Origin of the sequence: Microcoleus sp. PH2017_05_CCC_O_A (assembly GCF_020738785.1) — a bacterium.
Classification (GTDB): Bacteria; Cyanobacteriota; Cyanobacteriia; order Cyanobacteriales; family Microcoleaceae; genus Microcoleus.
Genome location: NZ_JAEQCB010000004.1, coordinates 13222 through 27675, shown reverse-complemented (window position 1 = coordinate 27675; position 14454 = coordinate 13222). Strand labels below are relative to the sequence as shown.

General features: G+C 44.3%; 11 protein-coding genes. 1 reads left to right on the top strand and 10 read right to left on the bottom strand.

The annotated features are described in order from the left end of the window. Nucleotides 1-9: 9 nt before the first annotated feature. From JGK20_RS01165 to JGK20_RS01120, 10 genes are all read right to left on the bottom strand, one after another. Nucleotides 10-714, bottom strand: a complete 705-nt coding sequence (locus JGK20_RS01165; RefSeq protein ID WP_293228966.1) for a hypothetical protein — start codon at nt 712-714, stop codon at nt 10-12. Between the two features lie 31 nt (nt 715-745). Then, the gene (locus tag JGK20_RS01160) at nt 746-2107 is read right to left on the bottom strand and encodes an AAA family ATPase (RefSeq protein WP_293228963.1); all 1362 of its coding nucleotides are present in this window, start codon (nt 2105-2107) and stop codon (nt 746-748) included. A gap of 25 nt (nt 2108-2132) precedes the next feature. Then, nucleotides 2133-4760: a site-specific DNA-methyltransferase gene (locus tag JGK20_RS01155; RefSeq protein WP_293228960.1), complete on the bottom strand. Its 2628-nt coding sequence runs from the start codon at nt 4758-4760 to the stop codon at nt 2133-2135. Nucleotides 4761-5016: 256 nt separating this feature from the next. Beyond that, on the bottom strand, nt 5017-6168 hold the full coding sequence (locus JGK20_RS01150) for a Fic family protein (RefSeq protein ID WP_293228957.1): 1152 nt from the start codon (nt 6166-6168) through the stop codon (nt 5017-5019). A gap of 683 nt (nt 6169-6851) precedes the next feature. Next, nucleotides 6852-9209: a glycoside hydrolase family 31 protein gene (locus JGK20_RS01145; protein ID WP_293228954.1), complete on the bottom strand. Its 2358-nt coding sequence runs from the start codon at nt 9207-9209 to the stop codon at nt 6852-6854. A 124-nt stretch (nt 9210-9333) separates the two neighbouring features. Continuing rightward, nucleotides 9334-9912, bottom strand: coding sequence for a hypothetical protein (locus JGK20_RS01140; protein WP_293205524.1), 579 nt, complete (start codon nt 9910-9912; stop codon nt 9334-9336). A 315-nt stretch (nt 9913-10227) separates the two neighbouring features. Further along, nucleotides 10228-10587 (bottom strand): DUF952 domain-containing protein, encoded by a 360-nt coding sequence (locus JGK20_RS01135; RefSeq protein ID WP_293176898.1) that lies wholly within the window; start codon nt 10585-10587, stop codon nt 10228-10230. A gap of 13 nt (nt 10588-10600) precedes the next feature. After that, the gene (locus JGK20_RS01130) at nt 10601-10771 is read right to left on the bottom strand and encodes a hypothetical protein (protein WP_366025916.1); all 171 of its coding nucleotides are present in this window, start codon (nt 10769-10771) and stop codon (nt 10601-10603) included. A 124-nt stretch (nt 10772-10895) separates the two neighbouring features. Continuing rightward, nucleotides 10896-11348: a cupin domain-containing protein gene (locus tag JGK20_RS01125; protein ID WP_293146325.1), complete on the bottom strand. Its 453-nt coding sequence runs from the start codon at nt 11346-11348 to the stop codon at nt 10896-10898. A gap of 403 nt (nt 11349-11751) precedes the next feature. Then, on the bottom strand, nt 11752-12522 hold the full coding sequence (locus JGK20_RS01120) for an isochorismatase family cysteine hydrolase (RefSeq protein ID WP_293176900.1): 771 nt from the start codon (nt 12520-12522) through the stop codon (nt 11752-11754). Between the two features lie 388 nt (nt 12523-12910). Here JGK20_RS01120 and JGK20_RS01115 point away from each other — a divergent pair, with 388 nt between their 5' ends. Next, nucleotides 12911-14320, top strand: a complete 1410-nt coding sequence (locus JGK20_RS01115) for an amidohydrolase (RefSeq protein ID WP_293228951.1) — start codon at nt 12911-12913, stop codon at nt 14318-14320. Nucleotides 14321-14454 lie beyond the last annotated feature (134 nt).

The following is a 14454-nucleotide window of genomic DNA, read 5'->3' as shown; positions in this document are numbered from 1 at the left end:
GTGCCTCGCTTAATCAGAGTTTTTTACTAAAGGGTAAACATAGACTTGATGTGCTTCTAGAGATGTGAGGATATCTGTTTCCTCATGCTTAATGTGTGTTTTAATTGCTGCCTTAACCTCTTCCATCCTACTCGATGTATTTTGCTGACGTTTTTTAGAACTATTATTACTTTGCTGTTTTCGTTCAGGATTCTTATGATTTTTTTTCTGCTTCTTACCTTTACCTTTTTGTGACAGTTTATCAGAAAGTGTATAGTCACTATCGTTGGTCACTAAATCACATTTATTAAGAGCTGCCATGTGAACAAAAATACAATCTGTAGTTTCAGGTTGATCGTCATCATTTAAAATGATGGTTTTGAGAATCTTGTCCATAGGAAGATTAATCTCCTGCTCAGTAAAATGATGAGTGTTAAGAACTATCCAATATCTCAAAATTTGAATTTCATCTCTTTCGTCACTAGAATCTTTGATTCGCTGGATGAGTCTATGCTTATATTCCTCTTTTATTCTCTTTTGCCGATCCATACAAAGTTGATACCCTTGACTTTGAAGAACCTTTAGCAGCTTATTGATATGCTTTTCTTCTGTTTTAGTTGCTAAATCACCCAAAATAATATTTTTTTCATCATACAGTAGATGTTCAAATATATTAGTGTCAATCACAATTAAATACAATTTATTATCATCTATTAACCCATCGCTGTCTATCATAGTTACTCTATTATATGGACTATTTATTTTTTTACAGTTCAAGTGCTTCTATCACATCGGCTCCAAAAAACTCCATTGGCAATCCTTTTTCTAAACTGCCATCTGGTCTAATATCTAAATTTTTAACTTTAACTATTTCATCCTTAACATAAAAGTATGCAATCGAAATATCTTCGCATCTCAAATCGCCATTAGAAACCAAACGTCGCAGGCGGAGAATAATATTTGAGCTATGAGTTTCAATTAATGACGGAATGTGGCGGTCATTCCATAAATCAGCGAAAAAAGAACCCATTTCCAGTTGTGCTGTTGGATGGATTTGCGCTTCTGGCTGTTCAACTATTAAAAGTTGTCCTTTATTGAGTAATGCTCCCTGAACAAAGATAGGGATACACTGGCTGACCCCAAATCCAAAATCAGCCAGGTAAGATTCAGCCCCAGTTAGTTTATTTCTGGCTCGAAATTCAGGAATAAATCCTTTTGATTGTGGCTTAAACTTCAAATCATGAATATCGATAACAGATTCAATGTGTTGCAAAGCAAAATTAGATCTTTTAAGTCCTTCCTCAGTTTTTTCAGTGAGGAGTTTTTGTAAATGAGGCATTGAATATTCTCCTCTATGTCCTACATCATCAGGAGGTGGACTACCTAGTATGACACTTCTCTCTGATTCTTCTCGAATTGGCGAGAGATGTCGCATAGATATAATTTCATGTCGGATACCATCAAGGTAAAGATTATCAAAAGCAGATTTAATAATTTCTACAGGATTATTGGGTAATGGAAAGCTGAGAAATCTAGTCCGTCGAATGTTATTTTCTTCTTTTTTAAGGACTTTTTTTCCTCCTATTTTACAAGTAACAGTATGTTCCGCTTTTGTACTTTTTCCGTAGGGTATACTTCCGAAAACGCAAAACTCAGCCGTTAATTCGGCGGCAGGTACAGTGGAATCAACTCTAACTCTCGTTTCAGTTTCTTCCGTTAGGGGGTCTTGAGCAACAATAGTTGAAGATGTTGTTAACCTGATGTTTAAGTCTGTAATATCACCTTCTAAGCTTTTGACAGGTTTGCTTTGTTTGAGTTGTTCTCTAATTTGTTGAATTGCAGGATCTGGTAAATCATTAGTTTGAATTTCCAAGCTAAATTCAAATTTGTTACTGCGGGATAGAGAGTTTTTCAAATCGCTGAAAGTTCCAAGGCTAACGTGCCGTCCTTCTGTAGCAAAAAAATCACCTTCGCTAGATTCAAGAGTTTGCTGGAGCATAAGTAAGAACTTAATGAGTGTAGATTTTCCAGCACTATTACGACCGATCAGAATTGTGATTGGTCGGATGCGAACATCTATCTCTTCGCGAAAGGCTCGAAAATTTTTCAGCTTGATCCTGGTCAACATATATGACGTTTACCTGATTAATTTCTTAACTGAGTCGAATAATCTTCAAACTCTCAATGCCTCTATCGTCCACAATTTTAACAGCAACACGCTGATACTCGCCGATTTCAAAAGGTAACGAAACAGTCCCTTGATAAGACTCGATTAAATCCTCATCAATTTCAGCTTTCAGATTGCGGGCGAGGCGAGACCAAGCATCCTTTTCTCCTGCCATCGGAAAGAAAACCTGACGGGGGAAAACACTTCTGCCATCATAATCGATATCTAACATCCATACGGCAATTTTTTCGACGCTGCCAGACTCGATATTTCCAGTTTTGGTGTTGTAATAATCGAAGCCGTGAACTTCTACTTCCCACTTGCCTGCATCTTCTCCTCTGTTGATGCGACGCAGGGCGACATCTGGTTGACCCATCAGCCAGAAGCTATCGTTACTAGCGCGTTTTTTCTTAAGGTCTTCTGTCTGCATATCCATGTTCATTTGTGCTTTCAAAAGCGTGACACCCGGCCAGTTGGTTTCGTCGATGTCTTTAGCAGCTTCCGGGTCAAATTGGAAGGCGGCAAAGATAATTAATTTAGGTTTTGGTACTAAAGTTTGTGCTTCTTCAATAGCTTGGGTAACATGGCGTTGTTCTAGGGGAGCGTGTTCTGGGCCGAAAGAAATAACCGTTCGCATTGGTTTATCATAAGTGCCGCCAGATTCTTTGACAGTATTTGCTCCCAAATCGTTAGGTTTAGTTTCGGCATCGGCATGAAGCCAACGAGTACCGGGTAAAGCTTCGACTCGCGAAAACAGAATGTATTGCCCGTTTTTACCGCGAATTCCTGTTTTTAGCATTTCATCACGCCATTCTGATTGCCGCAGAGTCTCACCAGAACGGGCAATTGATTGGTCAGCAACGGGTGGATTGATAAAATCATCAATTGGTTTGACTATGGGGGCGGGGACTGCTTCAACTGTAAATGGGCCAGTAACTCTGACTCTGGATTTATCTATCAATGGTTGGTCGTAGAGGGTTTCTTCGTCGGCATATTTATTAATAGCTTGTTCGATTTCTATGCGGTTCATGCCTTCACGAATTTCGGGATTATTGGCAATAGATTTGAGGGTGATGTGAGGGACGGTTTTATATTTGAAACCACTGCCTACGCCTTCCTGGGAATTTGCGAGTTGATAATAGTCAAAGGTGGCGGTCATCAATCGTTGTCTTGCCAGCGTTATTGCTACCCGCGATGTATCGCAAGTAATCCATCTACGTCCCCATTGTTCGGCTACGTAGGCAGTTGTGCCGGAACCGCAGGTGATGTCAAGGACTAAATCACCTGGGTCGGTTGTCATTAAAAGGCAGCGTTGGATGACTTTAGTGGCTGTTTGAACTACATATAATTTATCGGTTGCTCCCATTAAATCTATCCAAATATTGCCTAATGTTGAAACTGGAAAATCATCCAAATATCTGACATAGCGAATATTAGTTCCAGATTTTATAATCCTTCCTTGTTGTGCTAAATTATTTAAACCTTCAAGAGTAGTTTTCCAATGACAATTTTTAAGTGGCGAATATTTTTTATCTTCAAATTCAAAAGGTTTAGAAAGAGTCTCACTATACCCTGAAGACTGTAGAGACGTTGCTTGATATACTTTTGCATCTTTGGGTATAAGATTAGGATTAGCTAGTTCTTCGCTACTTATTGATCGATTAGTCCCATCTGAAAATATTAAATTTTTATAAGATGTTCCAGCACCTATACCGACATTTTTATCTAAAAAAAGTTGATTATATTTAACAAGTGAAGCATCTTTAGAATACCAAATTAAATAGTCTGATAAAGTTCCAATTACTTCTGTACGAGCTTGAGGACTACTCACAGCAGCAGTTTTTTGAAAAGTAATTAAACTACAAAAATTATCTGCTCCAAATACCTCGTCCATCAACTCTCTAACATGATGCACATTCTCATCAGAAATCTGCACGAAAACACTACCACTTTCCGACAATAACTCTCTCGCCAATAACAATCTATCTCTTAAATAACTCAAATAAGAATGAATCCCCAATTCCCAAGTATCCCGAAATGCCTTAATCGTTTCCGGTTCTTGAGTTAAATCCTCATCTTTCCCATCTTTCACATCCCGCTTATTCACAAACGGCTGAAAATTTGAACCATATTTAATCCCATAGGGCGGATCGAAATAAATCATCTGCACTTGTCCCGCCATTCCCTCTTTTTCTAATAGGGAATTCATCACTAACAGCGAGTCTCCAGCAACTAAGCGGTTACTCCAATTATGCTTGTGCTTGTAAAATTCGATCGCCTGTCGAATCGGCGGATTTTCCTCTGGTTGCTCAAATAGAGATAACTGTACACCTTGATTTGGGTTACGCTTGCGGACTGCTTCAATGATGCTGCGCGGATCGATGCGTTCATGAACGTGCAGCGAGACTGTTGGTACTTCAAAGCTGGTATGTTCTGCTTTGCCGGCCCAAACTAACTGAGGATCGAGGTGAGGATCGTAGGCATATTTTTTGCTATCCCCATCTGGATCGGTGTCTGGCGTAACCAGTCCGACAGGTGGGTTATTGACTCTTTGTTGGTTTTCGTGCTTGTACTGCTCGATCGCCCTTTGGTCAGGTTTCTTTTGCCTCGCCATCCGACTTCCTCTACCCTCAAAACCTTTACCTTACAATTTATCCCACACCTTTGCCAAATTTGTTAGATGTTTTTTGGGATTGCTCTAGTCTGCTAAGTAAAAGGAAGAAGGAGGAATGCTTATACAGCAACCTTTTTAAAGTTGAGCTCTTGGTGTCTTATGTTAGTCCAGTGAAATAAGACGGCTGAATTGAAATCTTATTATAGTAAAACGCTTTTTAGTATAATAAGAACCTCGCGCGATCGCTGAGCCACCGTTAAAAATTAGCTGTGTCGTGACTTTCAAAAAGATCCAGATAGGGTTTGTAACGATAAAGTCTGTTGCGTTGCCAACCTGTGACTTCATCAAGCAAAGCAATTTCTACAAATTTATCGACTATTTTCCTAGCTGTTGCGTAACTACATTGCAATTCGTTTTCTACTAAACGAATATTGACGATTGGGTGCTGGAAAAGTATATCTAGCAAGCGCAAACCATAACTGCTACTGGAAATTTGCTGACCGATAATTTCGCGGTGATTTTCGCGCATTTCCAGAATAGAACGGGCTGTAGTTGTTGCTGACTGGCTGACTTCAAAAATACCTTGAAGAAAAAACTTTAACCATCCTTCCCAATCTCCATGAGTGCGAATTGCCATCAGGCGATCGTAATACTCTATTCTGTGAAACTTTAGATAATGACTGAGGTATAGTAAAGGCTTTTGTAGGATTCCTTGCTGACAAAGCAGAAAAGTAATTAGCAATCGTCCAATCCGTCCATTTCCATCTAAAAATGGGTGTATTGTTTCAAATTGAGCGTGAGCTAATCCGCAATGAATCAGTACAGGTAAAGAATTGGTATCGTGCAAAAATCTCTCTAGGTTGTCGAGAGATTGGTGCATTTCTGCAACTGTTGGAGGTACATAGGCCGCAGTACCCAGGTTACAACCTTGAGGGCCAATCCAATTTTGACTTTTCCGAAATTCTCCCGGTGTGCGATCGCTTCCTCGCACGTCTTTGAGTAATTCTGTATGAATTTCTCGCAGCAAGCGCAGACAAAGTGGAAATTCTTGAAGCCGCTTTAAACCGTAGTTCATGGCGTTAACGTAGTTAACAACCTCTTGCACATCTTTAAAGCGTTCTTGACCTTTGACATCAATTTCATATTGAAGTACGTCCTCTAGGGTGCTTTGCGTTCCTTCAATTTGCGAACTAAGAACGGCTTCCTGACGGACGTACATCGCTACGAATAGGTCAGGGTTGGGCAAAATAGAGGTAGCACCGTCTAGTCTTCCTAAAGCCCGATCGGCATTGGAGAGCAAGCGATGAAGCTCTGCGTCCATTTTAATGGGCGGTTCGGGAGGGAGGGGCGCTGGAATGAAGGCGCTGTATCCTTCAGTTTGTTGGACGTATCGACCAGATCGCATCATTGGGTGACGGAGGGACAAAGGTTGAGGTCTTGTTATCTTATGTTATTCCAGTGAAATAAGACGGCGGTCGCGGAATCTTATTATAGCAAAAGTCTTTTTAGTATAATAAGATTGCCAGGACAGGCCAACTCGATCGCAATACGAGGATACAGCAGTGCTGTGTCCCTACGGATATGGTTGAGACAGGAGGACACAGCAGTGCTGTGTCCCTGCGGATATGGTTGAGAACCTTGCGTGACATACCCGGCACTCATTTTGTAAACAAATAGAGTGCAGGCTTCCTCTTTCAACGGGAGAGCCTCGACGCGAGCCATCTCTAAGCTGGTCTTATCCTCCCTCCGTAGGTTTTACTCACCTTTATTTTATGTGGTACTTACTAGCAAGATAATTACTTATCTTTTCCGGCAGACTCCCTGTGTCCCAAGGAGTAGAATTGTTGATTTTTTCACCCATCCATCAGCTCTTTTATGGCTTAGCGGGATATTGGGGCTACCAGTCAGAAACTGATAGGTGGTGTCTAGCCTTTATACAACGGAAAGTTCGCCCACCACGGCTACTCTTGTCATCTCCGGTTAGTTCGATCCTATCATGGATTCGCTATCGCTCAATTTCTTTGCTGCTCGTTTTCATCCCGTCACTCATCCTGTAAACGGATAGAGTGCGGGACTTCCCACTCGTATTAGTTAAAATATCAAACGCCGCACCGTGCCATCATCTGTAAATTGCTGTTCCCCAATCCCCACAACTTCGACAGTAATTTCGCGCTCCGAAATCGCAAATTCCCCCTCCCGCGCCGCAATTTCAACTATCATTTTTCGCCCTTCCAAATACACCTTGTAATTAGTCGTAGCCCAGACAGCTTGTTCGTACTCAAAACTGTGTCCATCGTCCTCATAAAGCGTCCATTCACCAGTTCCGGGCCAAATTCGCATTTTCAATGAATCGATCGCCCTTTCCTCAACAAATTGCCTCACAGGCGCTAACGCAATTATCCCCCCACCGCGCGCGTACAACGGCATTCTCTCCACAGGTGCATCAGCCAAAATGTGCGTCGGGCCCTGATAGCATTCGCCCGTCCACCAATCGTACCAAGTCCCCTCCGGCAAATACACGGCGCGATGCTCAACTCCCTGTCGGTAAACGGGTGCAGCCATCAGCGATGGGCCGAGCAATACTTGATCGTAAAGGTGATAAGTTGTACGATCGCGCGGAAAGTGATAAAGTAGCGGTCGCAAAATCGGTGTTCCCGCGATCGCAGCTTCCCAAAAAAGCGTGTAAATGTACGGCAATAACTGATAGCGTAAATTGATGTATTCGCGGCAAATCTGCTCGGTGCGATCGCCAAAAACCCACGGTTCATGTTGCGCTGTCGTCATCGCCGAATGACCGCGCATCAACGGATACAGCATCCCCATCTGCATCCACCGCGCGAACAATTCAGCCGTTGCATTCCCCGCAAAGCCGCCGATGTCGCAACCGACAAAGGCGACGCCGGAAAGCCCCATGTTGCAAAGCATTGGTAGCGACATTTCTAAGTGTTCCCACTGCGATTGATTGTCGCCCATCCACACGGAGGAGTAGCGCTGCACCCCCGCAAATCCCGATCGCGTCAACACAAAAGATCGATCGCCCCCTCGGACTTTTTGCAACCCTTCCGCACAAGCTTTCGCCATCATCAACCCGTACAAATTGTGGGTTTCGGCGTGAGTTGTGCGATCGAATTCCGGGCCCTGCGGTGCATCCAGCGGAAACCAAATGTGTTCGCCACCATCGCCAAAAGGTCGATCGGCGATCGCAGGTTCGTTCATGTCGTTCCAAATCCCCGCAACGCCCATATCTGTCAGGCTTTTGTGCAATTCGCCCCACCACTGGCGCACGTCGGGGCGCATGAAGTCGGGAAACACGGCTTTGTCGGGCCAAACGTAACCGTGGAAAAGCTTTCCGTCGGCGGTGCGGACGAAATAGTCGTTTTCCACACCGCGATCGAATATTTCATAATCTGCTTCCGGTTCGTACTTGACACCGGGATCGACAATTGTGACAACTTTGAAACCGACTGCTTTTAAGTCTGCGATCAGTTTCGCCGGATCGGGGAAACGCTTTGGGCTCCAAGTAAAAACCCGGTAGCCGCGCATATAGTCAATGTCGAGGTGGATGACATCGCAGGGAATGCTGCGATCGCGAAATTCCCGCGCCAACTCCCGCACAACGTCCTCGGATTCGTAGCTCCAGCGGCACTGGTGGTATCCCAGCGCCCATTTTGGCGGAATCGGCATCCGGCCGGTCAACTGCGTGTAGGTGGCGAGAATTTGGGCGGGTTCCGGGCCGTAAATGATGTAGTAGTCGAGTTCCGTGTCTCTGGTTTCCATCCGCAAAACCCCTGGTGTTTCCGCGCCGATGTCGAATTGACTCCAAAATGTGGTGTTGAAAAAGATGCCGTAAGCGCGATCGGGATTCAGGGCGATGTAAAAGGCGATCGCCTGGTACATTTCATCTGTCTGCGAATTGTAGTCGAGGGAGTCTATCGTCCAGTTTGTCTTGACTTCGGAGAGTTTGTCGAGAAAGCCGGTGCGTTGGCCAAAACCGTAGAAGTGCTCGTCTGTTTCGATGCGCTTCCAGGCGGCGGTTGCACCTGTGCGCCATCCCATCGGGCGATCGCAGTCGCTAGCAAAGGGTTTTCCTGATTTGTCAAAGCATTCGATGGCAGGGCGATCGCGCTTGACAGAAATTGTTATTTGTGCTGTTTCAATTTCGATTTTTTCCGCTGTTTCTCGCACTTCAAAAGGCGCGATTTCCCATTGTTCGTCGGGGAGAGTTATTGAGTGCGATCGATCTTTAAATTCACCTGTCGGTGACATTCGTACTCGGATTAAGTTTGGGGCGAGGATGGTGATTTTGAGAGCGGAGTTGCTACAGTTGAAGTGAATTGTGCGTGAAGCGCAGCTATCCCGTAGGGAATCGGTCTTACTTAGAGATTGTACTGATCCGATAATTGACCAAGGCTGTTCGGTAGTTTGGAGTTTTCCGAAGTATTGTGGCATATACTATGACTCGAAATATTATAAATTGTCGTTTGATGAGTTAAGGGTTGTCATCTGGCAAAAGGAAGAAACAAGTAAATTAACCTCATTAAACATAAAACTCTCTCCCTATTAAAAACCCGATCTACCTGCTAAATACTTGCAAAATTTTCTGCACTCCGTTCTTTTCTAGCCTCTCAAACTGCTGCCGTTCATCAGCAGTAAAAACAGTTGTAACTTCCCGTTTATCCGACATTTGTGCTTCCAAAACTCCACGGTTGAAGAAAACAACTTCACCCGTACCAAAAAAGACGATCGCCCTTACCCGATCGCCTTTTAGCCAAAATCCCACTCCATCTCCCACTTCCACCAGGGCTTCCGATGCACTGACAATGGTTTTACCGCCATTGGTAGAACACATGATGTAGCTAATATTTTTGACGGTTTTTGTGGCTTTTTGACAGGGTTGAGCCTGAAGTTGTTTCAATTCTCGATCGTAATTTTCCCGATTCATGACAGGCTTAATTTGATTTAGCAAACAGCGATCGGGTATACCATCACCATCATCATCCATGCGGATGTCGTCCTGTTGTCCGTCGCGATCGCAATCAATCGCCGGCCCGATGATCTGTCTGCTGGGTTTCGCCGATTGTGCTAGTGCACCGCCACTGATGGCAGAGCTTAATAATAGCAGGGCGATCGGCAATAATTTGAAAAGCATCATATTGAAAAAATATCCTCGGTCAAATTTTAGCACCATGCTGTTTTAATAGCTTAATAATTTGCAGATTAGAAGATTTATCGGCAATACTTAGGAATGAGAATTAAATAACTTACAATTTTTATTGTTCTTGTGGGATGGGCGTCCCGCCCGTCACGAAAGGACGGGCGGGACGCCCATCCCACAAATATGTGTAAATTATTTAATTCGCGATCCTTAGATGCTATCTCTTCATTCATGTGCTCGATAACCACCAAAGTAATATCATCAAACACCTTGACTAATAAGTGATGTTTGTTGAAGTATCTTCACAGGATACTAAGCTTGTTCGTTGATAGTTGCTGTTAACTCTGCCGGCAATTCAAACTTGCCATCGGCACCGGGTTCAAACTCAAAAACTTGCAACACTGCATCCACATTCAGCGGCCCGTAAATGTGCGGGTAATCCTCACCGGCGGCAAATTCATACTTAAGTTCAGATTCTATTTTTTCCGAGTCAATCCACAGCAGCAGCAATCCTGTTTGTCCTACAAAAAATTTATTGGCAGATTTCAAAACTTGCGGCAGAGTCGAACAGTGGATAAATCCTTCTGTATCTAGCGTATCTCCGCGATAGGATTGCACTTGTTTTGCTTCTTCCCACTGTTGGCTGCGGGTGATGTGAAAGATAACGCTCATAGTTTGATGGATTTTAAGTGCGATCGCCAATTGGCAGTAAAATCTGAGAAGGACAACTCCCGCCACAACTTACTGTCAGCGTCATAATTTTAGCATCAATTAACCGCGCTGCACCCGGAGGCGCACAAGTTCCCGGATTCACGTCATAAGCTGGAAAACAAGCGGCACTCAAACTCAGGCGCATTGAATTGTGAAACTGGCATCTTGCCCGTTCCTACCTATTTCTGCAAGAGGTATACTGAAGTCCGAACGATCTAACTTAGCGCGTTTAGCTGTTTATTTTGCGGACTGAAGTCCTCACTACAAACCTAGCACGGCACGAGTACATCCGATCGCCCGAGAACCCTCATATCTTCCTCATCGAGTTCGACTGGTGTACCGCTGCGAATTAGTTCCACAAAATCCTCGTTTGGCACCATAATGCACAAAGTGTAAAGACGTTCGCTGCCCGTATTTTCAATGACGTGAGTGCCAGTTGGAGGCACTAACAAACTATCACCCGGTTTAATACTAACTGTTTTGCCGTCGCAAGTCGCTTGCCCTCTTCCTTTGAGTACAAAAAACATTTCTACCGCAAATTGATGGCGGTTGGGAGGAGTTTTTCCGCCCGGATCGAAAATCTCGATGCAAACAGTTAATGAGGCATTCGCGGTTGCCGGATCGAAAACTATGGCTAATCTATTAGTATCCCCCGGGCTGATGCGAAATGCTTGGTAGTCTTGAGGCGATTTCATCACCGGAATCATGCACTGGTTTGTCATTTTTTTATTCTTAGTTGTGAGTTGTTATAGCTGAAGGAAGAAGGAAGAGGGAAGAGAGAAGAGGGAAGCAGAACCCAGGATTTTAGCAATTAAGAACTTCCTAACCGTCTCGGACAGTTGCTATATGTTTCGGGTGCATCTCAATGAATGCAAATATACTCGTAGGGGCGAAGCATTTCGGCAGTAAATCTCTGATTCTGGTTCATAAATTATGTGCCGAAATGCTTCGCCCTTGCCAAAATGAGATGCACCCTATGTTTCTGCTGTCATTAGTGAGCATTCAGAGTCATTAGTCCGTGGCTCAACCTCCCCAGTTTATTGCTAATGACCAATGACTAATGACCAATGACCAATGACCAATGACTAATAACTAATGACTAATGACTAATGACTAATTCCCTAGTTATTTAATTGCTTCTAACATAGCCTGAGAATCAGACAAAAACCCAAAACATTGTTTAACGTTATAAAGAGTAGCCTGCCAGCAATACTCTGGAGATGTGGTAGCTGTACAATCTTTGACTAAAATGCAGTCGTAGTTTAGAAAACAAGCATCTTGTAGGGTAGCCATGACACATTGATCGGCGTTGACTCCGCCAAAAAAAAGTGTAGTTCTTCCCAGGTTCCGTAGGATACTATCTAAAGGAGTATCCCAAAAGGCACTCATGCGATATTTATCAATGCAAATATCCTCTGGTTTCTGTTCTAATTCATCAACAACGGCGGCCGCCCAACTCCCCGCCATCAAAACAGATGCGCCGTTTTTGGGTAGCGGATCTCCCAAACCTACGCCCTCGCCCGTGGGATTGTAAACGTGGCGCGAAGCTGCGCTAATATTGAGCAAATCGGGGCGGTTTCCCCAGTTTATCCAAATAATGGGTACTGCGTGCGATCGCAATTTTGGCAGCAAATTTTGCAAAGGATTAATTGGAGTGCGCGCAGGTGTTACATCGACGCCGATGTGTGATAGCCAACCGTCGGGGTGACAGAAATCGTTTTGCATATCTATCACTAGCATCGCTGCTTTTGCTAAGTCCAATCGCAGGGTTTTCGTTTCTGTTTCTAGGGTAACAGGTTGAGGCGCGATCGGCGATCGGGTGATGTCGGCAATTTTAGCATCAACTTTCCAAGCATTTGGCGCAACGCCCAAGGTGCGGAGGCTATCTGGATTCATATTAGATTGCGACTGAAAAACCACTTCAATTTTATAACTCTTTGATTGTTGCTAACTTGCGATATCTTAAATCTTTGCTAAGATTAAGTCTCAGTATCAAACGTAACTGTTTCGATCTACTTGATGCTTTATTGAAATTAACCAAATTTAGGCAAAAAGTTTCTAGTTTCCAGGCTATTTTATCGTTCCCAGCCATAGCCTGGAAATTCCTTGCAGGAGGCTCTACCTCCAGTAAACCACAGGCGAGGCTCTTTCTCGCTTATATGCATTACCAGCCATAGCCTGGGAACGAGATTAAACGATATTTAAAAGGCTGAGAACGAGATAAAAGAAGATGATCTAGTCCTAAAATAGAAATAGATGTGAATTCACCAGAAAAGCTAAATCTATGAGTTTTACAATCCAAAATGCTTTGATTCCGGTTGAGAGTGGTTATGAAACCGCAGACGTGCAAGTGGCGAATAATTGCATAAGTGCGATCGCGCCCAATTTAGCTCCTACAGAAACAGCAATCGATGGCAAAAATAAGCTGCTGCTTCCCGGTTTTGTCAACGCGCACACGCACTCTTCTGAAATGTGGCAGCGCGGGATTATTCCGCCTTTACCGCTGGAGTTGTGGATTGGCGAACTGTACGATTTCACGCCTCTCGATCCGGAACAAGTTTACTTGAGTGCCTTGGGAACTGCGGTAGAAACATTGCTCTCGGGCGGCACAAGCGTAGTCGATCATTTAGTTTTGATTCCGGGGCAAGAATTAGAGACAATTGCTGCGGCAGTTCGCGCTTATCAAGAAATCGGCATCCGCGCTTTTATCGGGCCGTTAATTCAAGATGAATCCCTGACAGCGGGAATGCCTGCGGGCGAGGGTGGCATCGAGCACGCGGCTTACATTCGCTCGACAAATGCAACTTTGGAACTCATGGAAGCAGCTATCAAACAGTTTCACTATCCAGAAAAAGGTGTTAATATATTGCTGGCACCGACGGGAATTCAACTGTGTTCTGATGCTTTGTTTGAAGGCTGCATCGATTTGGGCGATCGCTACAATCTTTGCCTGCACGCCCACCTCTTAGAAACGCCCGCTCAAAAACAGTTAGCTCGCGAAAAATACGGCTGTAGCGCTGTCGAACATTTGCAACAAATCGGTTATTTAAGTCCGCGCACTTCCTTAGCGCACTGCGTGTGGCTGGACGATGCCGACATTGCAATTATGGCAGAAACTCAATCGACTGTTGTACACAATCCCCTCAGCAACCTGCGCTTAGGAAGCGGGATTGCACCGATTTTAAAATACCGCCAAGCTGGAGTAAACGTATCTTTTGGCTGCGACGGCGCCGCTAGCAACGACTCTCAAGATTTGCTGGAAGCGATTAAAATGGGTTCAATTCTGCACAATATTACGGATTTGGATTACCGCCACTGGATTACACCGCGCCAGTCTGTAGAAATGGCATCGCTGGGGGGAGCAAAAGGCTTGAATCTCGGCGATGAAATTGGTTCGCTAACTGTCGGCAAAAAAGCGGATTTGGTGCTGTACGATTTAACCAGTTTATCATTGTTGCCGCGCACCGATCCGATTGGTTTGCTAATTTTGGGACGCCCGACAAATACGGTAGATAGCGTTTGGGTAAACGGCAAACAAATTGTCGCTGAAGGTAAGGTGAAAACCATTGATGTTGATGGTTTGAGGCGGCAATTATTCGATCGCAGCGAGTGGAGTAGCAAGCGCCAATCGCCGATGGTGGGCGAGATTGAATCGCACTACCGCCAAGTGATGAAATTGCCACTCGGCGGTTGAAACCGCGACTAGACAGACAAAACCCGAGGAGGCGGGTTGAAGAAAGACTCGGCGGTTGAAACCGCGACTATACAGACAAAACCCGCCTCCGCGGGTTCAAGAAAGTCAGGTTTGCAGTGCGAACGTTACAGTAT

Bases quoted from the DNA above. Each gene is read 5' to 3' on its own strand.
- JGK20_RS01125 (WP_293146325.1), bottom strand. From the start codon at position 11,348: ATGACAAACCAGTGCATGATTCCGGTGATGAAATCGCCTCAAGACTAC.
- JGK20_RS01160 (WP_293228963.1), bottom strand. From the start codon at position 2,107: ATGTTGACCAGGATCAAGCTGAAAAATTTTCGAGCCTTTCGCGAAGAG.
- JGK20_RS01140 (WP_293205524.1), bottom strand. From the start codon at position 9,912: ATGATGCTTTTCAAATTATTGCCGATCGCCCTGCTATTATTAAGCTCT.
- JGK20_RS01150 (WP_293228957.1), bottom strand. From the start codon at position 6,168: ATGATGCGATCTGGTCGATACGTCCAACAAACTGAAGGATACAGCGCC.
- JGK20_RS01165 (WP_293228966.1), bottom strand. From the start codon at position 714: ATGATAGACAGCGATGGGTTAATAGATGATAATAAATTGTATTTAATT.
- JGK20_RS01135 (WP_293176898.1), bottom strand. From the start codon at position 10,587: ATGAGCGTTATCTTTCACATCACCCGCAGCCAACAGTGGGAAGAAGCA.
- JGK20_RS01155 (WP_293228960.1), bottom strand. From the start codon at position 4,760: ATGGCGAGGCAAAAGAAACCTGACCAAAGGGCGATCGAGCAGTACAAG.
- JGK20_RS01145 (WP_293228954.1), bottom strand. From the start codon at position 9,209: ATGCCACAATACTTCGGAAAACTCCAAACTACCGAACAGCCTTGGTCA.
- JGK20_RS01115 (WP_293228951.1), top strand. From the start codon at position 12,911: ATGAGTTTTACAATCCAAAATGCTTTGATTCCGGTTGAGAGTGGTTAT.
- JGK20_RS01120 (WP_293176900.1), bottom strand. From the start codon at position 12,522: ATGAATCCAGATAGCCTCCGCACCTTGGGCGTTGCGCCAAATGCTTGG.
- JGK20_RS01130 (WP_366025916.1), bottom strand. From the start codon at position 10,771: ATGCGCCTGAGTTTGAGTGCCGCTTGTTTTCCAGCTTATGACGTGAAT.